Origin of the sequence: Nocardia takedensis NBRC 100417, assembly GCF_000308695.1 — a bacterium.
Lineage (GTDB): Bacteria > Actinomycetota > Actinomycetes > Mycobacteriales > Mycobacteriaceae > Nocardia > Nocardia takedensis.
In genome coordinates, this window is sequence record NZ_BAGG01000002.1 from 87888 (window position 1) to 107636 (window position 19749).

General features: G+C 68.2%; 12 protein-coding genes. 11 read left to right on the forward strand and 1 reads right to left on the reverse strand.

Going from position 1 to position 19749, the window contains the following annotated elements:
- The first annotated feature begins 99 nt into the window (after nucleotides 1-99).
- The 11 genes from ON30_RS00590 (at nucleotide 100) to ON30_RS00640 (ending at nucleotide 19139) form a co-directional block, all read left to right on the forward strand.
- Nucleotides 100-1185 (forward strand): alpha/beta hydrolase, encoded by a 1086-nt coding sequence (locus tag ON30_RS00590; protein ID WP_169334859.1) that lies wholly within the window; start codon nucleotides 100-102, stop codon nucleotides 1183-1185.
- Nucleotides 1186-1446: 261 nt separating this feature from the next.
- Nucleotides 1447-2502 (forward strand): alpha/beta hydrolase, encoded by a 1056-nt coding sequence (locus ON30_RS00595; RefSeq protein ID WP_040703282.1) that lies wholly within the window; start codon nucleotides 1447-1449, stop codon nucleotides 2500-2502.
- A gap of 277 nt (nucleotides 2503-2779) precedes the next feature.
- Nucleotides 2780-3769 carry an alpha/beta hydrolase gene (locus ON30_RS00600; RefSeq protein WP_040703441.1) on the forward strand — a complete coding sequence of 330 codons (990 nt, stop codon included), beginning with the start codon at nucleotides 2780-2782 and terminating at the stop codon, nucleotides 3767-3769.
- Between the two features lie 300 nt (nucleotides 3770-4069).
- The gene (locus ON30_RS00605; RefSeq protein ID WP_245553883.1) at nucleotides 4070-5101 is read left to right on the forward strand and encodes an alpha/beta hydrolase; all 1032 of its coding nucleotides are present in this window, start codon (nucleotides 4070-4072) and stop codon (nucleotides 5099-5101) included.
- Nucleotides 5102-5429: 328 nt separating this feature from the next.
- Nucleotides 5430-7280 (forward strand): alpha/beta hydrolase-fold protein, encoded by a 1851-nt coding sequence (locus ON30_RS00610; RefSeq protein ID WP_051028785.1) that lies wholly within the window; start codon nucleotides 5430-5432, stop codon nucleotides 7278-7280.
- A 149-nt stretch (nucleotides 7281-7429) separates the two neighbouring features.
- Nucleotides 7430-7939: a DUF732 domain-containing protein gene (locus tag ON30_RS00615; RefSeq protein ID WP_040703286.1), complete on the forward strand. Its 510-nt coding sequence runs from the start codon at nucleotides 7430-7432 to the stop codon at nucleotides 7937-7939.
- Entirely contained in the window at nucleotides 7939-8925 is a 987-nt protein-coding gene (locus ON30_RS00620; RefSeq protein WP_051028786.1) for a cutinase family protein, read from the forward strand. The genes ON30_RS00615 and ON30_RS00620 overlap by 1 nt, the downstream gene beginning before the upstream one ends.
- A gap of 129 nt (nucleotides 8926-9054) precedes the next feature.
- The gene (locus ON30_RS00625) at nucleotides 9055-10098 is read left to right on the forward strand and encodes an LLM class F420-dependent oxidoreductase (protein ID WP_040703287.1); all 1044 of its coding nucleotides are present in this window, start codon (nucleotides 9055-9057) and stop codon (nucleotides 10096-10098) included.
- Between the two features lie 193 nt (nucleotides 10099-10291).
- Complete coding sequence (gene fadD32 / locus ON30_RS00630; RefSeq protein ID WP_040703289.1) at nucleotides 10292-12208, forward strand: long-chain-fatty-acid--AMP ligase FadD32; 1917 nt, start codon at nucleotides 10292-10294, stop codon at nucleotides 12206-12208.
- 92 nt (nucleotides 12209-12300) lie between these two features.
- Entirely contained in the window at nucleotides 12301-17598 is a 5298-nt protein-coding gene (gene pks13 / locus ON30_RS00635) for a polyketide synthase Pks13 (protein WP_083911062.1), read from the forward strand.
- Nucleotides 17595-19139 (forward strand): acyl-CoA carboxylase subunit beta, encoded by a 1545-nt coding sequence (locus tag ON30_RS00640; RefSeq protein ID WP_040703291.1) that lies wholly within the window; start codon nucleotides 17595-17597, stop codon nucleotides 19137-19139. The genes pks13 and ON30_RS00640 overlap by 4 nt, the downstream gene beginning before the upstream one ends.
- 42 nt (nucleotides 19140-19181) lie before the next feature.
- On the opposite strand, the gene ON30_RS00645 is transcribed toward ON30_RS00640, so the two are convergent.
- Nucleotides 19182-19679, reverse strand: coding sequence for a peptidylprolyl isomerase (locus ON30_RS00645; protein WP_040703447.1), 498 nt, complete (start codon nucleotides 19677-19679; stop codon nucleotides 19182-19184).
- Nucleotides 19680-19749: the final 70 nt, after the last annotated feature.

Consider the following 19749-nt stretch of genomic DNA (forward strand, 5'->3'; position numbering starts at 1 on the left):
TCGGTCGGGGTATGCCCGCCGGGGCGTCGAACTTGTGACGGAATCCGGCGGGCACCGTCGAACGCGGCCGAAATCCGGTCGAATGAAGGAGCGAACTAGATGCGAGGCGTTATCGGGCGTAGGGCACAGGATGGTCGTCCGAGTGGTCGGAGAGTCGGTAGCTGGCTCAAGCGGACGATGCTGTTGTCGATGGCCGTTGTACTACCCCTGGGTGCCTCGATGGCGGGCGGGACGGGTGCCGCCTCGGCGGCGTTCAACCCCGACGCCTTCGACTTCTGGGTGGATTCGAGTATGGGGCCGATCAAGTCGCGCATCTTCCGCGCGGCCGACGGCAACACCGGCCGGGTCGTCTACGCGCTGGACGGTATGCGCGCGCGGGGCGATCTGAACGGCTGGGAGAACGACACCGAGGTCGCTCGCGAGCTGACCAAGTGGAACATCAACGTGGTCATGCCGGTCGGCGGTCCGTCGAGCTTCTACGCCGACTGGAACGCGCCCAGCAATTTCTTCGGCATCCCCACCGGTTCCGGTCCGTCCGGTTCGTCCTCGGGTTCGGCGCTGACCGGTTCGTCGGGCTGGCAGGAGACGTTGGGCAAGACCAACACCTACAAGTGGGAGACCTTCCTCACCGAGAACCTGCGGTGGGCGTTGCGTGACCGTCTCGGCTTCAACCCGAACCGCAACGGCGTGTTCGGTCTGTCGATGGGCGGCAGCGCCGCGCTGACGCTGGCGGCCTACCACCCGGATCAGTTCGTCTACGCGGGTGCCTACTCCGGCTACCTGAACATCTCCGCGCCGGGCATGCGCGAGGCGCTGCGCGTCGCGATGATCAGCGCGGGCGGCTACAACATCGACGCGATGGCCCCGCCGTGGGGTCCGCAGTGGCTGCGGATGGACCCGTTCGTGTTCGCGCCGCGACTCAAGGCCAACAACACCCGCCTGTGGGTGGCCGCGGGCAGCGGTATCCCCGCCGCCGGTGATTCGATCGATCCGCTGGGCATCGTGCAGGGTTCGCCGCTGGAGGTCCTGGCGATGGTGAACACCCGCGCCTTCCAGGTCAGGATGGCCACGCTCGGCGCGAACAACGTGACCTACAGCTTCCCGTCCTTCGGTATCCACAACTGGGCCAACTGGGCCTCGGAGGTGTACCGGATGATCCCGGACCTGTCGGCCAACATCGGCTGATCTCCGCCTCGATCCGCGAACGCCCGGTGCCGCGCGCACCGGGCGTTCGACGTTTCCGAATTACGTTCCCCCCGGGTACTTGTGGCTTGTATCACTTTCCAGCAACATGGAAGCATTCGTTGTCGATTGATACACCGAGAGTATGCGCTGAGGTCGAAACATCCTTTTTGTCGCGGATGTGAAAATCACTGCGCCCGATGAGGGGGCCGTGGCGGTAGCTTCTCATTTGCCGTCGGCCGTCCGAGGGAGAGGTCGAGTCGAATGCGAACTATTCGCCGCAAGCGCGGACCGATGCACCGGACCGGCCGCGGTTCCCTGATCCGACGCGCGGCCGCGGGTCTCGCGCTGACCCTGCTGGCGCCGCTGGCGATGATGGCGGGCGGCGCGCCCGCCAACGCCGCCTTCGATCCCGCGGCCTTCGACTTCTGGGTCGACTCCGGCATGGGGCCGATCAAGTCGCGGGTACTGCGCGCCGCCGACGGCAACACCAACCGCGTCGTCTACGTCCTGGACGGGATGCGGGCGCCGGAAACCCTCAACGGCTGGGAGATCGAGACCAACGTCCCGCAGGTGCTGGCCAGTTGGAACATCAACGTGGTCATGCCCGTCGGCGGGATGTCGAGCTTCTACGCCGACTGGAACGCGCCGAGCGAATTCTTCGGCATTCCCGCGGGCACCGGATCGAGTTCCGGTTCCGGCGCGCTCAACGGATTGACCGGCGGGCCGGGCAAAAGCTATCGCTACCAGTGGGAATCGTTCCTGACCAACGACCTGCGGTGGGCGTTGCGTGACCGTCTCGGCTTCAACCCGAACCGCAACGGCGTGTTCGGTCTGTCGATGGGCGGCAGCGCCGCGCTGACGCTGGCGGCCTACCACCCGGATCAGTTCAGCTTCGCAGGCGCTTATTCGGGCTACCTCAACATCTCCGCGCCGGGCATGCGCGAGGCCATCCGTATCGCGATGCTCGACGCGGGCGGCTACAACGTCGACGCGATGGCCCCGCCGTGGGGTCCGCAGTGGCTGCGGATGGACCCGTTCGTGTTCGCGCCGAACCTGGTGCGCAACGGCACCCGGTTGTGGATCGCCGCGGCCAGCGGTCTGCCGACGTCCAACGACGCCCCGAGTTTCAACACGCTCAACGGCATGGGATTGGAGGCGCTCGCGTTGGCCAACACCCGCGCCTTCCAGGTGCGGATGGCGACCCTCGGCGGCGGTAACGCCGTCTACGACTTCCCGGCCTTCGGCATCCACGCCTGGAGTAACTGGCAGGACGAGGCGTACCGCATGATCCCCGATCTGTCGGCCAATATCGGTTGAGTTCCGTTCTTTCCGATTCGGTGTCGGCGGTCGGTTCGCGAACGTCACGACCGCCGCCGGTACGGGCGCGTACGACGGTGCCGAATCACGGCCGGCAATTCTCCGGTTTTCATCACGATCCGGTCTCGCGGGGCGTTTTCCCGTGGGCCGTCCCGAATATCCGCATATAGAAGTTGCGGTAACGCCGAGACACGGGCTCGAGGTGGTCGGTGGGGAGTCGAACCACGGGCACGACGGGGTGCGGTCGACGGCGACCGCCGGCGAAAGGTCGGACGCGATGCGGTCGGACGGTGGTCGCGCGGTGTTTTCCCTGCGACGGTGGGCGGCGGCGGTGAGCGTCGCGCTCGCGGTCCCGTTCGGGGTGGCCGCGGTCGGGGTGGCTCCGCCCGCGGCGGCGGCCCTCGATCCCGCGGGCATCGACTTCTGGGTCGATTCGCGGATGGGTCCGATCAAATCGCGGGTATTCCGCGCCGCCGACGGCAACACCGACCGCGTCGTCTACGCCCTGGACGGCCTGCGCGCGCGAAACGATCTCAGCGGGTGGGAGATCGATACGCAGATCTCCCGAGTGCTGCCACAGTGGAACATCAATGTGGTGATGCCGGTCGGCGGCCGCTCCAGCTTCTATTCGGACTGGATAGCGCCCAGCAATACCAACGGCCAGCGCACCGCCTACGCCTGGGAGACCTTTCTCACCGACGACCTGCGCTGGGCCCTGCGCGAGCGCCTCGGATTCAACCCCTACGGCAACGGCGTCTTCGGTTTGTCGATGGGCGGCAGCGCGGCGTTGACGCTGGCCGCATATCACCCCGACCAATTCGGCTACGCCGGTTCGTATTCCGGATACCTGAATATCTCCGCGCCCGGTATGCGGGAGGGGCTGCGACTGGCCCTGTTGGATGCCGGCGGGTTCAATATCGACGCCATGTGGGGGCCGCCGTGGGACCCGCGCTGGCTGCGCAACGATCCGTTCATGTTCGCGCCACTGTTGCGCCAGAACGGAACCCGGCTGTGGATCGCCACCGGCAACGGCCGCAACGGCCCGCAGGACGTCATCGAGGAGCCCATCGACGTCTACCACCTGGGCAATGCCATGGCGTTGGAAACGATCGCGCTGACCAACACGCGCGCCTTCCAGGCCCGCATCGACAGCATCGGCGGAGCGAACGCCGTTTTCGACTACACGCCCGTCGGTGTGCACAGTTGGCACTACTGGGAGGCCCAGGTTTACAAGATGCTGCCGGATCTGAGTGCCTATCTCGGATGAGGTAACGAATTACCGGTCCCGGGACGACATCACCGGGTGGACGCGGTATGGTCTCCGCACCATCACAGATTGTGCTCGCGCGGATTTCGGCCACCGGAGATCCCACGGCCTTGCCAAGGAAATCGGGTGTCGAATATCCTCCTGCGAGCATAAGTGTGACCAGATCGTTGTAGCGCTGCCCTCTGCACCGGCAAGTCGGGGTCCGGTGCGTTGTGGCGTGCGTCTCGTTGGCGACACGGGTGTTGTCCGAACCCTCACGGGTGCGGGCGATGCCACAACAGCAGAAAGAGAGCAGGATTCATGCGTTTCGGCAGGGCCGCCGCGCCGAGGAGAAATAAGTCGGGCAGGCGAGTCGCACCTCGCGGTTGGCGTCATCGAATTCTGGCTGTCGGTGCCGCTGCACTGGCGCTACCGATCGCCGCCGCCGTGGCTTCCCCGACCGCCGCGGTCGCCGCCCCGGCTCCGGTGCTGCGCGCGCCGGCCGGTGGCTACGAGGAACTGATGGTTCCGTCCACCATGGGCCCGATCAAGGTGCAGGTCCAGTGGGCCTCGCGCGGCGGCAGCGCCGCGCTGTACCTGCTCGACGGCCTGCGAGCGCGTGACGACCGCAACGCCTGGTCCTTCGAGACCAACGCGATGCAGCAGTTCGCCAACGACAACATCACCTTGGTGATGCCCGTCGGCGGTCAGTCCAGCTTCTACGCGGACTGGGTCACGCCCTCCAACACCAACGGGCAGAAGTCGACCTACAAGTGGGAGACCTTCCTCACTCGCGAGCTGCCGAACTTCCTCGCGAACTACGGCGTCTCCAAGACCAACAACGCGGTCGCGGGTCTGTCGATGGGTGGCAGCGCCGCCCTCGCGCTGGCCGCCTACCACCGCGACCAGTTCAAGCACGCCTCCTCCTTCTCCGGCTACCTGAACATCTCGGCGCCGGGTATGCGCGAGGCCATCCGCGTCGCGATGCTGGACGCGGGCCGTTTCAACGTGGACTCGATGGCCGCGCCGTGGAGCCCGCAGTGGCTGCGCATGGACCCGTTCGTGTTCGCGCCGCAGCTCAAGGGTCTGCCGATGTACATCTCGGCGGCCAGCGGCCTGCCGGGTCAGTTCGATCGCCCGAATTCGGCGGTCGGCGTGTTCAACACCAGCAACGCGATGGCGCTCGAGGCCCTGTCGCTGGTCAACACCCGCGCGTTCCAGGTCCGCCTGAACTCGCTGAAGATCCCGGCCTACTTCGACTTCCCGGCGTCCGGCACGCACTCGTGGAAGTACTGGGAAGGCCAGCTGTTCAACGCGCGCCAGGGCATCCTGGACGCCACCGGCGGCCGGTGATCCGCGGTCGCCACCGGCGGCCGGTGATCCGCAGTCGCCACCGGCGGCCGGTGATCCACTCTTCGTAGCCGAAACGGCGTCACCCCTCGTTCGAGGCGGTGACGCCGTTTTCGTGTGTCCGGGTGGAATACGCCGATCGCCCACAGCTTTCGCGCCGTCCGATAGCTGAATGGCTGCTGGTATCGGTGGATCGACGTGTCTACTCGCCTGATTCGCGAGTTTTCGCATGTGAGCGGATCGAATAACGGCTGGGCGATGATTAGCCGGATATCCGCGCGTCATCCCGGGATTGCGGTGGTGGCGGGAGTACAAAGCATCTGTGATCCGGATGCGGAGGGCGAACAGACACGACCGGCGGCGCGGTGTGCGCGGCCGTCTCGCGCTGCTGGCCACCGCCCTTGTCCTGCCGATGGCGGCCGGACTGACGCCCCCGCCGGTCGCGGCGCAGCCGACCGCGACCCCCGTGGCCGCCTCGGTGCAGCGCGTGGTGTGGCTCGGTGACCGTCGCGTCGCGCTGTCGGTGTTCTCGCCGTCGATGGGCGCGCCCGTCCAGATCCAGTTGCTGTTGGCCCGCGACTGGAACGCCCGCCCCGACGCCCGTTTCCCCGTGCTGTTCATGCTGGACGGCCTGCGCGCCACCGACGAGGAGAACGGGTGGACCAAGGACGCGGGCGCGCAGGACTTCTACGCGGACAAGAACGTCACCGTGGTGCTGCCGATCGGCGGACAGTCCAGTTTCTATTCGGACTGGCTGCGGCCCGACAACGGCCGGACCTACATGTGGGAGACCTTCCTCACCCGCGAACTGCCCGCGCTGTTGGAGAGTCAGTGGCGTGCCACCGACGCCCGCGGCATGCAGGGGCTGTCGATGGGCGGGACCGCGGCGATGTTCCTGGCGGGCCGCAATCCGGGGTTCGCCCGCTACGCCGCCTCCTATTCCGGTTTCCTCACCACCACGACCCTCGGCATGCCGCAGGCGATCGATTTCGCCATGCGGGACGCGGGCGGGTTCGACTCCGCCGCGATGTGGGGTCCGCCGACGAGTCCCGAGTGGGAGAACCACGACCCGTACGCCCTCGCCGAGAAACTCAAGGGGGTCAGCCTCTACATCTCCAGCGGCAGCGGGGCCACCGGTCCGCACGACCTGGCCACCGGGATTCCCGGCATCAGCACCAATCTGGCGGGCACCGGTCTGGAGATCCTGTCCCGGCTGACCTCACAGAACTTCGTCACCAAACTCGGCGAACTGTCGATTCCGGCGCAGGTGAACTACCGGCCCTCCGGCACGCACACCTGGCCGTACTGGGATTTCGAGATGCGGCAGTCCTGGCCGCAGGCCGCGGCGGCGCTGGCGGTCGAGGAGAACAAGCCCGCGTGCGCGCCGGGCGGCGCGATCGCCCCGGTGGCCGAGGGCAACGGGTGGCTGGGCGACTGCCTGACCGGTGAGTATCCCGTGGAGGGCGGTCTCGCCCAGGACTTCCGGCACGGCCGGGTGCTGTGGTCGCAGGCCGCGGGCGCGTTCCCGGTCGGCGGTCCGATCGGCGGCGGCTACCAGGCGGCCGAAGGGCCCGGCGGCGCGCTGGGTCTGCCCACCGGTTTCGAGATCGGGTTGCCCGACGGACGCGGCCGGATGCAGACCTTCCAGAACGGATCGCTCTACTGGACGCCGCAGACCGGCGCGCAGGTGGTGCGCGGCGCGATCCTGGAGGAGTGGGCCAGGCAGGGATTCGAGCGCGGACCCGCCGCCTATCCGACCGGACCCGAGCAGCGGACCCCGACCGCCGACGGCACGGTACAGGGGTTCGAGGGCGGTCCCTTCTACTACAGCCCGCGCACCGGCGCCCACCCCGTGGGGGGCCTGATTCTGGCGAAATACGCCGAACAGGGCTTCGAGAACAGCAAGCTGGGGTTCCCGACGGGGGAGGAGGCCCCGTTGAAGGACCTCGGGCGCTACACCACCTTCGAGGGCGGCAACATCTACTGGAGCCCGCTCTCCGGCGCGTGGGCGGTGCGTCGCGGACCGATCATGGACGCCTGGGGCGCCGAGCACTTCGAGAACGGCAGGCTCGGCTACCCGATCAGCGACGAGTTCCCCGTCCCGGGCGGCACACAGCAGAACTTCCAGGCCGGTTTCGTCGTCGTGCGCGGCGATCGGCCCGAGGTGCACGGCCTGCCCTGACGCCGTTTGAACGGCCACGACGCGGGCATATCCTCCGACGACCCCGCGCATCCGCCGTGGAACGGACCGGTACCGGGGACCGCGGCCCGGGGAAACCCTCTACCCTGGGGGCGACCGCGTCCCTGTGAACAGATCGAGGATACGAATTCATGCATCGGACCTGTGGAAAGGTTCTCGGCATCGCCGTGGCGTTCGGCGCTGTCGGCCTGCTCGGCGCGTGCGGCGACAACGATTCGACCGCCACCAGCACGCCGACGTTGTCCACCACGACCGCGGCGGCCACCCCGTCGAGCGCGCCCGCGACGACGGCGCAGGAGTCGGCCGCCCCCGCCCCGGAGTCCCCGCCCAGCGAGTCCGCCGAACCGGAGCGCCCCGCGCCGGTGCCGACGACCGAGCAGGACACCTCGGGCATGGCCGACAAGGAGCGCAAGTTCCTGAATTCGTTGCAGTCGCAGGGCGTCACCCCGGCCAGCCCGGATATCGCGCTGAGCATCGGCGCTTACGTCTGCCAGGGCGTGGCCGCCGGCGCGTCCGAGGCTGACCTGTCCACCTTCGTCAACGCGATGGCCGGGTCGGACCCGTCCTTCGATCCGGCGAAGATGTCGGTGGAGCAGGCCGGGAAGATCTACATCGATTCCGCCAAGCAGAACTACTGCTAGTGGGTGCGCGTCGCGGTTCCGGATCCCGTCGGTCGAGGCCGGTGGGATGTCTGACGGTGCTCGGAGTCCTCGCGCTGGTCGTCGCGATCGGCGTGCTGGCCTGGTACATGCTCGCCGGGTGCGAGCGGGTGCCGGGGCCGGGTCCCAAGCCACCGGAACCGCCGACGTCGCAACCCGCCTGGTGCCCCGACGTGCAGATGATCTCCGTGCCGGGCACGTGGGAGTCCAGCACCGCCGACGATCCGTACAGCCCGGGGGCCAATCCCGCGTCGCTGATGCTCAACGTCTCGCGCCCGATCCAGCAGCGGTTCCCGTCGGAGCGGGTGGATGTCTACACCGTCCCGTACGTGGCGCAGTTCTCCAATCCGGTCGCGTTCCCGCCGGACGGTCAGGAGTCCTACAACAACAGCCGTTCCGAGGGCACCGAGCGGATGATCGATTTCATGGCCCAGCGCGCGAAGGACTGCCCGCTGACCACCTACGTGCTCGCGGGTTTCTCGCAGGGCGCGGTCATCGCCGGTGACATCGCGAGCCGCATCGGCGCGGGCGACGGCCCGGTGGCCGCCGACAAGGTGCTGGGTGTGGCGTTGATCGCCGACGGTCGCCGGACCGGGGACACCGGGGCCGGTGAGGCCACCCAGATCGGCCCCGCTCCGGCGGGCGTCGGCGCGGAGATCGCGCTGACGGGGGTGAAAGTGCCCGGGATCACGATGACGGGTCCGCGCAAGGGCGGATTCGGCGAACTGGCGGGCCGCACCTTCACCATCTGCGCCCCCGGCGACCTCATCTGCGATTCGCCGCGGCAGGCGCTGAGCCCGGTCAACTTCGTGAGCAGCGTGCTGACGCTGGTGCGCGCGGCGGGCAATCCGGTGCACGCGTTGTACAACGGCTTCCAGGTCGACGAGAGCGGCACCACCGCCACGGCGTGGATGTCGGCGTGGGCCGCGGACCTGATCGAGGGCGCGCCGCATCCGGCGCATTCATGACCTTTCACAGCCCTCGCGGGTGTCGGCCGGTGGTCGTCCATTGCCCGTTGCGACATCCGTACTCTGGTTGGTCCGCACGTTGTAAAGTGCGCTGATGATCGCACCGCCGACACCCAGGAGCACGAGTTCATGACACAAGCCGCCGCACCGGCCGTCTCGGCCACCAGCGCAGCGGATGCCGGGTCGACCGCGCAGGGGGTTCCGCTGCGACCGTTCCGTTTCGCCGCCGCCGGCGAGGGGAACAAGCAGGAAGGTGGCGCGCGCAAGTTCATCCAGACCGCGCAGCAGGCCGAGGAATACGGCTTCGACACCTTCGTGGTCCCGGATCACCTGGGTGATCAGATCGGCCCGATCGCCGCGCTCGGCGCGCTGTCGCAGGCCACCGAGCGGATCCGGTTGGGCACCTCGGTCCTGGCGAACGGCTTCCGGCACCCCGTGGTGCTGGCCAAGGATCTGGCGACGATCGACGTGCTGTCCAAGGGACGCCTCGAGGTCGGCATCGGCGCGGGCTGGAAGCAGGACGAGTACCAGGCCGCCGGTCTGGTCTACGATTCGCCCGGCGTGCGCATCGCCAAACTGGACGAGGCGCTGACCATCCTGGACGTGCTGCTGCGCGGTCAGGAATGCACCTTCGAGGGCGCCCATTACCAGGTGCACGGCGTCAAGGGCACTCCACGGCCGCGGCAGGGGCCGCGCCCGCCGATCTGCACCGGCGGCGGCGGGCCCAAGATGCTGCGCCTGGCGGCCAAGCACGCCGACATCATCTCGATCGTTCCGGTCACCACCAAGAACGGTAAGGGTCTGCTCTCCGGCATCACCTTGGAGAAGACCATCGAGAAGGTCGAGCTGATCAAGGAGGCGGCCGGTGACCGCTTCCCCGACATCGAGCTGAACTGGGCCATCACCGCCATCGTGATCACCGACGATCGCGAGAAGACCGCGGAGATGGCGCTCTCGGCGCTGGATCGCGGACTGCATCCCGATCTCGAGGTCGACGTGAAGTTGTCGGTCGAGGACATCCTCGCCTCGCCCTACGTGGCGATCGGCACCTTCGAGGAGATCGCCGAGCAGCTGCGTACTGTGCGACGGCTCACCTCGATGTCCTATGTCGGGGTCTTCCCCACCCAGATGGACGCATTCGCTCCGGTTATCCCCATGCTGCGGGACGAGTGATCCGGTCTTCTCTGTAACATGACCCTGGTTTGAGGACATCTAGCCGATAGCGGTCACCGCGCAGACCGCACGAAAATCTGCAGGTTGGCTCTCGACAATTTGGAGCACCCGCGGGCGAAAGCGAGTCGGGGCCTCACAGGTGACAGCGGCGTTGTCGCCGTACTGCTGCGTGTGCCTCGGAGGAGAAGAAGGAATGGAAGAGACTTTCGACGACTACCTGGACGAAACCGGGAACATTCGTATTCCCGAGGATCACACCCTGGTTGATCACGTCGAGAAGCACACCAGGAACGACGCGAACACGCTGGCGTACCGCTACATCGACTACTCGCGGGAACGCGACGGTGAGGTACTGGAGCTGACGTGGCAGGAGTTCGGTGTTCGGCTGCGCGCGGTGGCCGCTCGATTGCAGCAGGTCACCAAGCCGGGTGATCGGGTCGCGGTGCTGGCCCCGCAGGGCTTGGACTACGTGATCTCCTTCTTCGCCGCGATCTACGCGGGCTGCATCTCGGTGCCGCTGTTCGATCCGGACGAGCCAGGTCACACCGATCGTCTGCACGCGGTGCTGGGCGACTGCACCCCGTCGGCGATCCTCACCGCGAGCAGTTCGGCGGCGGGCGTGCGGCAGTTCTTCCGCGCGCTGCCCGCGGCGCAGCGGCCGCGCATCATCGCCGTGGACGCGATTCCCGACAGTGTCGGCGACACCTGGGTGCGTCCCGATATCAAGATCGACGATATCGCCTATCTGCAATACACCTCCGGCTCCACCCGGGTGCCCGCGGGCGTGGAGATCACCCACCGCGCCGTCGGCACGAATCTGTTGCAGATGGTCGAGGCGATCAATCTGGATTGGAATTCACGCGGCGTCACCTGGCTGCCGCTGTTCCACGACATGGGTCTGCTGACGGTGATCCTGCCCGCGGTGGGCGGTCGCTACATCACGATCATGTCCCCGAGCGCGTTCGTGCGGCGTCCCTACCGCTGGATCAAGGAATTGGCCGCGGTCTCCGACGGCGCGGGCACCTTCGCCGCCGCCCCGAACTTCGCCTTCGAGCACGCCGCCGCGCGCGGTCTGCCGAAGAACGGCGAGACGCTGGACCTGTCGAACGTGATCGGCCTGATCAACGGCAGTGAGCCGGTGACGACGTCCTCGATGAAGAAGTTCAACGAGGCGTTCGCCCCGTACGGTCTGCCCAAGACCGCGATCAAGCCCTGCTACGGCATGGCCGAGGCCACGCTGTTCGTCTCGGCGACCAAGTCCGAGGACGAGGCCAAGGTCGTCTACGTCGACCGCAACGAACTCAACGCGGGTCGCATGGTCAAGGTCGACCAAGGCGAGGAGAACGCGATCGCGCAGGTGTCCTGCGGGTATGTCGCGCTCTCGCAGTGGGCGGCGATCGTCGACCCGGAGACGGTGGAGTCCGACGGCGGCCACGAACTGCCCGACGGTCGGGTCGGCGAGATCTGGCTGCACGGCGCCAACATGGGCATCGGGTACTGGGGTCGCGAGGAGGAGACGGTCAAGACCTTCCGCAACCGGGTCAGCCACCGGGTCGCCGAGGGCAGTCACGCCGAGGGCACCGCGCCCGACGCCGACTGGATGCGCACCGGCGACTACGGCGTCTACTTCGAGGGTGAGCTCTATATCACCGGCCGGGTGAAGGATCTGGTGATCGTGGATGGTCGCAACCACTATCCGCAGGATCTGGAATTCTCGGCGCAGGAGGCCAGTTCGGCGCTGCGGCCCGGTTTCGTGGCGGCGTTCTCGGTGCCGGCGAACCAGTTGCCCGCCGAGGTCTTCGAGCAGGGCAGCCACTCCGGTCTGAAGTCGTTCGACAACGACGACGCCTCCGAGCAGTTGGTGGTCGTCGGCGAACGCGGGCCGGGCGCGGGCAAGGCTGATCCGGGTCCGATCGCCGACGCGGTACGCGCGGCGATCTCGCAGCGGCACGGTGTGACGGTGCGCGACGTGCTGTTGGTGCCCGCCGGATCGATCCCGCGGACCTCCAGCGGCAAGATCGCCCGCCGCGCCTGCAAGACCGCGTATCTGGAGGGAACGCTGCGGGGTGGTTACACCCAGCAGGCATTCCCCGATGCACCTGACGAGTAGTCCCGCTCCCGAGTGCTAGACATCGCTCGACCCGACAACCGAGCGTCATTTTGGCGGTCGCCCGGTATGCAGACAGGTAGCTTGAGGAATTGATGGCTGACAACGAGGGCACGCCCGTACCGACCGACGATTCCGCCGACTCGGCGGGCGCCGCCGCGCCCGCCGAGCGGGCGACCGTGACTCCGGCCACCGATCTGACGGTGTCGGAGTTACGGGAGTGGTTGCGGCGCTGGGTCGCCGACGCGACGGGTCAGACGGTCGAGCAGATCACCGTCGACCGGCCGATGGAGGAATTCGGTCTGGCCTCGCGCGACGCCCTCGCCCTCGGTGGCGACATCGAGGAACTGACGGGCGTGGTGCTGACCGCGACCGTCGTCTACCAGCATCCGACGATCGCCTCGCTGGCCGAGCGGATCATCAACGGTGAACCGGACGCGCCGGAGGAAGCCGCCGATGAGGCCCTCTATACCGCCCTGACGGCGGACGAGGCCCACGACATCGCGATCGTCGGTCTGTCCACCCGGCTACCCGGGGCCGGGAACACCCCGGAGTCGACCTGGGAGTTCCTCATCAATCGCGGTGACGCGATCCGGGATCTGCCCGAGGGCCGGTGGTCGGAGTTCCTGTCCGAACCCGCCGTCGCGGAGCGGGTCGCGGCCGGGCACACCAAGGGCGGCTACCTCGATCAAGAGGTGGTGAAGGGCTTCGACGCGGAGTTCTTCGCGATGTCCCCGATCGAGGTCGAGCGGGTCGATCCGCAGCAGCGCCTGATGATGGAGTTGGCGTGGGAGGCCCTGGAGCACGCGCGGATTCCGGCCAGTGAGCTCAAGGGCGAATCGGTCGGCGTGTTCATCGGCACCTCCACCAACGACTTCCAGTTGGTCGCCGCGCTCGGTCTGGGCGAATCCGATCCGGACGCGCCCGCCTCGGCCGACGCCTACGCGCTGACCGGCGGGTCCTCGGGCGTCATCTCGAACCGGATCTCCTACTTCTACGACTTCCGCGGCCCGTCGGTGGCCGTCGACACGGCGTGCTCCTCCACGATGGTCGCGGTGCACCAGGCGGTGCGCGCGCTGCGTTCGGGCGAGGCCGAACTGGCCTTGGCGGGCGGCGTGAACATGCTGCTCGCCCCGGTGATCACGCTCGGGTTCGACTCCATCGGCGCGCTCGCCGAGAACGGTCGCATCAAGGCGTTCTCCTCCGACGCGGACGGCATCGCCCGCTCCGAGGGCGCGGGTCTGATCGTGCTGAAGCGGTTGGTCGACGCCGAACGTGACGGCGACCGCATCATGGGCGTGATCAAGGGCTCGGCGGTCAACAGCGACGGCCGGTCCAACGGCTTGGTCGCGCCGAATCCGGAAGCGCAGGTCGACGTGCTGCGCCGCGCCTACCGCGACGCCGGGATCAACCCGTCGACGGTGGACTACATCGAGGCGCACGGCACCGGAACCCTGCTGGGCGATCCGATCGAGGCCGACGCGCTGGGCCGGGTCGTCGGCCGGGGCCGCGACGCCGACAAGCCCGCGCTGCTCGGTTCCGCGAAGACCAACTTCGGTCACATCGAATCGGGTGCGGGCGCGGCGAGCCTGGCCAAGATCCTGATGGCCTTCCAGCACAACGTGCTGCCCCCGTCGATCAACTACGCCGGGCCGAACCCGTTCATCCAGTGGGATCAGGCGCATCTGAAGGTCGTGGACGAGCCGACGGAGTTCCCCCGCTACAGCGGTGTGGCGACGGTCGGCGTCTCCGGCTTCGGCTTCGGCGGCACCAACGCCCACCTGGTCATCCAGGAGTACGTGCCGCCCGCCGAGCGCGCGGCGGCCGACGCGGACGCCGAGGACGCGGACGCCGAACCGCAGGTCGTCGCGGAGCCGGAGTGGTCGACCGACCGCGCGGAGCCGCTGCCGGTGGTGCTGGCCGTGTCGGCCTACCTGCCCTCGCGCCGCCGCCGGGCCGCGGCGGAACTGGCCGATTGGCTCGAATCCGACGCGGGCCGCGAGGTGCCGTTGGCGGATGTGGCGCGGTCGCTGGCCAAGCGCAGCCATTGGCGGTCGCGCGGTGTGGTGGTCGCGGCTACCCACGACGAGGCGGTCGCCGGTCTCCGCAATATCGCGGCGGGCAAGCCCGGTACGGGCGTGTTCACCGCCGACGCGCCCGCCGCGCAGGCCCCGATCTGGGTGCTGTCCGGGTTCGGCGCCCAGCATCGGAAGATGGGCAAGCAGCTCTACGAGGAGAATTCGGTCTTCCGCCGGGCCGTCGACGAGGTCGATGAACTGGTGCAGGACGAGGCCGGGTATTCGATCCGGGAGATGATCCTGGACGACGGCCAGGACTACGACGTGGGCACTTCCCAGGTCGGCATCTTCACCATTCAGATCGGTCTGGCGGCGGTGCTTCGCGCGCACGGCGCGAAGCCGGAAGCGGTGGTCGGCCATTCGATGGGCGAGGTCGCGGGCGCCTACATCAGCGGCGGCTTGAGTCTCGAGGACGCGGTGCGGGTCATCTGCGCGCGTTCGCGCCTGATGGGCGAGGGCGAGGCGATGGTCTCCGACGACGATGTGCGCAACATGGCGCTGGTCGAACTCGGCGTCGAGGATGTCGAGAAGCTGCTGCCGGATTACCCCGACGTGGAGATGGCCGTGTTCGCGGCCCCCACCAACACCGTCATCGGCGGCCCGCAGGATCAGGTGCAGGCGATCGTCGCCCAGGTCGAGGCGGCGGGCAAGTTCGCCCGCGTGCTCAAGACGCGCGGCGCGGGCCACACTTCCCAGATGGATCCGCTGCTGGGCGAGTTGGCGGCGGAGTTGGCGGGTATCGAGCCGTCGAAGCTGACCGCGGGCCTGTATTCGACGGTGCGCAAGGAGCAGTACTTCCGGCCCGGTTCGGACCCGTTGCACGACGAGGACTACTGGGTCACCAACATGCGCCATTCGGTGTACTTCACCAACGCGGTGAAGATAGCCGTGGACGCGGGGCACACCACGTTCCTGGAGCTCGCGCCGAATTCGGTGGCGTTGATGCAGGTGCTGGGCACCACGTTCGCGGCCGGCCTGCACGACGCGCAGTTGATCCCGACGCTCAAGCGCAAAGAGGACGAGTCCGCGGGCGTGATCTCCGCGTTGGCCCAGCTCTACGTGCACGGCCACCTGGTGGATCTGCCGTCGCTGCTGCCGGCGGGCGACTACGCCGACATCCCGCGGACCACGTTCCTGCGCAAGGAGTTCTGGCCGAAGGTGCGCATCGCCGCCGGGTCCGGGGATTCCCGGGTCCCGGGCGCGCACGTCGCGCTGCCGGACGGCCGCCACGTGTGGCAGGTCCGCGCGGGCGCGGTCACCGACGCGGCCGCGCTGGTGAAAGCCGCCGCGGCGCAGGTGCTCAGCGACGTCGCGGTGGGAGTCTCGGTGGCGCACGCCCCGATTCCGGTCACCGGCACGCTGACCACCACGCTCACCCCGCATCCCGGCGGCGCGTCGGTGCAGGTGCACGCGCGTGACGAACAGCGGTTCGCGCTGCTGTTCGACGCGGTGGTCACCTCGGGCGCTCCGCTGCCGGAATCGTTCGTGGCGCAACCGGTCACGGCGGCCCCGGTGGCGGCGGTGGAGACCGTCGAGGCCGATCTCGCGGACTTCGGCGATCGCTGGGATCCGAAGGGCTCGCAGACCCTCGAGGACCGGTTGGCGTTGATCGTCGCCGAATCGATGGGGTACGCCGTCGAGGACCTGCCGATGGAGATCCCGCTGATGGAGCTGGGTCTGGATTCGCTGATGGCGATGCGCATCAAGAACCGGGTCGAGTACGAGTTCGACATCCCGCAGTTGCAGATGCAGGCGGTGCGCGACGCCAATCTCAACGAGGTCGGCAAGGTGCTGCGCTATGCGATCGAGCATCGCGAGGAGGTGCAGGCCATCGCCGAGCGGCAGGCCGCCGGTGAGGACATCGGCGCGGACGGCGGTTTCGTCGCCGCCGCGCGCGCCGCGCTGGAGGCGGGCGAGGACCCGGCCGCCGCGGCCAGGGCCGCCGCGGGCGAACCCGTGCGCCCGGTCCAGGACACCACGGTGCAGGCCGAGGCCGAGGCCATCGTGGTCGAGGCCGAGCAGCGGGCGGGCATCACCGGTGAGGTCCCGGGCACCGCCACCCCGCCGAAGGCCACGCCGGAGGAGACCGCGCGGGTCCGGGCCGAGCAGGCGCGGGTCGAGAAGGCGCTGGACGCCGAGGACACCACCGCGGCCGGCGCCGCGAAGGCCGTGGTCGCGGAGACGGGCCTGTTCGGCGGGGCGCAACCGGCGGCCGACACCGCGGGCGAGGACGATGTGCCCCCGCGCGACGCCGCCGAACGTCTGACCTACGCCACCTGGGCGATCGTCACCGGCAAATCGGCCGGGGGCGTCTTCAACACCCTGCCGATCCTCGAGGAAGAGGTCGCCGAGAAGCTCGCGGCCCGGTTGACCGAACGCGTCAACGCCGAGGTCACCCTGGACGACGTGCTGGACTGCGAGACCATCGAGCAGTTGGCCGAGATCGTGCGCAACCTCCAGGACAGCGGCGCCGACGTGGACGGCTTCGTGCGTCCGCTGCGGCCGCGAGTCGAGGGTTCCACGGCGGTACCGGTGTTCGTGTTCCATCCGGCGGGCGGCAACACCCTGGTCTACGAACCGCTGCTCAAGCGTCTGCCCGCCGATACGCCGATGTACGGCGTGGAGCGGGCCGAGGGCGAGATCGAGGAGCGCGCGCGTCAGTACCTGCCGCAGTTGCGCAAGATCCAGGGCGACGGACCGTATGTGCTCTACGGCTGGTCGCTGGGCGCGGTGTTGGCGATGGCGGTGGCGCAGTTGCTGCGCGCCGAGGGCGCCGACGTGCGACTGCTGGGTCTGATCGACCTGGCGATCCCGGTCGAACCGGAGGACAACAGCCCGGCCGAGCGGATCCGCCGGATCGAGCGTTACCAATCCTTCGCCCAGAAGACCTACGGCTTGCAGGGCGAATTGCCCCGCGAACAGCTCGAGGAACTGGCGCTGGCCCCCGACGACGAGCAGTTCAAGATGATCGGCGACCTGGTCAAGTTCAGCGGCGCGAAGATCCCCGGCGGCGTGCTGGAACATCAGCGCACCTCCTGGGTGGAGAGCCGCGCGCTGGGCCGCGTCACGCCCGCGCGCTACGACGGCGACGTGGTGCTCTACCTGGCCGATCGCTACCACGACGGTGCCATCGAGTTGGAGCCGCGTTTCGCCGACCGACGCCCGAACGGCGGCTGGGACGAATATCTGACGAAGCTCGAAGTGATCCACATCCCGGGCGACCATCTCCAGATCGTGGACGAGCCGCGCATCGGCAAGATCGGCGCCGACCTCACCGCGAAACTCATTGCCATAGAGGCGAAGGGAGCCATGTGAGCACTACTGCCGAGAAACTCGCCGATCTCCGTAAGCGCCTCGAACTGGCGCAGGAACCGGCGGGTGAAGCGGGAGTGGCCAAGCGGGCGGCGAAAGGGATTCCCAGCGCCCGCGACCGGATCAACATGCTGCTCGATCCGGGCACATTCGTGGAAATCGGCGCGCTGGTGCGCAAGCCGGGTGAATCCGGCGCTCTCTACGGTGACGGCGTGGTCACCGGGCACGGCCAGGTGGACGGTAGGCCGGTCGCCGTGTTCTCCCACGACCAGACCGTCTACGGCGGTTCGGTCGGGGAGATGTTCGGCCGCAAGGTCGCCTACATCATGGAGTACGCGGCCAAGGTGGGCTGCCCGGTCGTCGGTATCAACGATTCCGGTGGCGCGCGCGTGCAGGAGGCCGTGACTTCGCTGGCCTGGTACGCCGAACTCGGGCGGCGGCAGGAACCGCTGTCGGGTCTGGTGCCGCAGATCTCGATGATTCTCGGAAAGTGCGCGGGCGGTGCGGTGTACGCGCCGATCAACACCGACGTGGTGGTGGCGACCCGCGAGGCGTACATGTTCGTCACGGGGCCGAAGGTGATCCGCGAGGTCACCGGCGAGGACGTCAGCCTGGAGGAACTGGGCGGCGCGCAGAGCCAGGCCGAATACGGCAACATCCACCACGTCGCCGACGACGAGGCCGCCGCGTTCGAGTGGGTGCGTTCGTATCTGGGCTATCTGCCGACCAGCTGCCAGGAATCGCCGCCGATCGTGAATCCCGGAATCGAACCGGAGATCACCGATTCGGATCGGGAACTGAATTCGCTGGTGCCCGACGCCGACAACGCGGGCTACGACATGCACGACATCCTGTTGCGGATCTTCGACGACGGTGATTTCCACGAGGTCGGCGCGACCGCGGGCCGCAATATCCTCACCGGATTCGCCCGCGTGGACGGGTCCAGCGTCGGCGTGGTCGCCAATCAGCCGATGGTCTACGCGGGTGCGTTGGACGCCCGCGCCTCGGACAAGGCCGCCCACTTCGTGCGTCTGTGCGACGCGTTCGAGATCCCGCTGATCTTCGTCGTGGACACGCCGGGCTTCCTGCCGGGCGTGGAACAGGAGAAGATCGGCGTCATCAAGCGCGGCGGCCGGTTCCTGTTCTCCTTCGTGGAGGCGTCGGTCCCGAAGGTGACGGTGGTGATCCGCAAGTCCTACGGCGGCGGTTACGCCGTGATGGGGTCCAAACAGTTGGGCGCGGACGTGAATCTGGCCTGGCCGACCGCCCGGATCGCGGTGATGGGCGCGGAGAGCGCGGTGAGTTTGATCGGCGGCAAGCAACTGGCCGCGGCCCCGGAGGAATCACGCGCGGCGATGCGTCAGCAGATGATCGACTTCTACAACGCCACCATGGCCACCCCGTGGGTGGCCGCCGAACGCGGCTACATCGACGCCGTCATCGAACCGGCGAGCACCCGCCTGGAATTGCGCCGGGCCCTGCACCTGCTGCGCGACAAGAAGCTGGCGCGCAATCCGCGCAAACACCACCTGCTGCCGCTGTGACCGGGTCGGGCCGTCCGGGGACGGCCCGACCGCGCGGAAAGATCAAGCGATGGTGGCCGATTCGATGACGACGTCGTCCTGCGGCACGTCCTGGTGCATGCCCGCGGAACCGGTGGTCACGCCGACGATCTTGTCGACGACCTCGGTGCCCTCCACGACCTTGCCGAACACCGCGTAACCCCAGCCCGACGGGGTCGGGGCGGAGTGGTTGAGGAACTTGTTGTCCGCGACGTTGATGAAGAACTGCGCGGTGGCCGAATGCGGATCGTTGGTGCGGGCCATCGCGACGGTGTACTTGTCGTTGGTGAGGCCGTTGTTCGCCTCGTTCTGGATGGGGGCTTTGGTGCCCTTCTGGCGCAGGCCCGGCTCGAAACCGCCGCCCTGGACCATGAAGCCGGGGATGACGCGGTGGAAGATGGTGCCGTTGTAGTGGCCGGAATTCACGTAGTCCACGAAGTTCTGCACCGAGTTCGGCGCTTTGGCCGCGTCGAGTTCGAGCACGATCGGTCCGAAGTTCGTCACGAGATTCACCTTGGTCATACCCACACCTTTCCACGACGGTGGGCGAGGGTCACCAATTCGGTCCCCGTTTCCGGGCGGTAGCCGGATG

Coding starts and splice junctions, on each gene's coding strand:
- ON30_RS00590 (WP_169334859.1), top strand. CDS start 100: ATGCGAGGCGTTATCGGGCGTAGGGCACAGGATGGTCGTCCGAGTGGT.
- ON30_RS00595 (WP_040703282.1), top strand. CDS start 1,447: ATGCGAACTATTCGCCGCAAGCGCGGACCGATGCACCGGACCGGCCGC.
- ON30_RS00600 (WP_040703441.1), top strand. CDS start 2,780: ATGCGGTCGGACGGTGGTCGCGCGGTGTTTTCCCTGCGACGGTGGGCG.
- ON30_RS00605 (WP_245553883.1), top strand. CDS start 4,070: ATGCGTTTCGGCAGGGCCGCCGCGCCGAGGAGAAATAAGTCGGGCAGG.
- ON30_RS00610 (WP_051028785.1), top strand. CDS start 5,430: ATGCGGAGGGCGAACAGACACGACCGGCGGCGCGGTGTGCGCGGCCGT.
- ON30_RS00615 (WP_040703286.1), top strand. CDS start 7,430: ATGCATCGGACCTGTGGAAAGGTTCTCGGCATCGCCGTGGCGTTCGGC.
- ON30_RS00625 (WP_040703287.1), top strand. CDS start 9,055: ATGACACAAGCCGCCGCACCGGCCGTCTCGGCCACCAGCGCAGCGGAT.
- fadD32 (WP_040703289.1), top strand. CDS start 10,292: ATGGAAGAGACTTTCGACGACTACCTGGACGAAACCGGGAACATTCGT.
- pks13 (WP_083911062.1), top strand. CDS start 12,301: ATGGCTGACAACGAGGGCACGCCCGTACCGACCGACGATTCCGCCGAC.
- ON30_RS00645 (WP_040703447.1), bottom strand. CDS start 19,679: ATGACCAAGGTGAATCTCGTGACGAACTTCGGACCGATCGTGCTCGAA.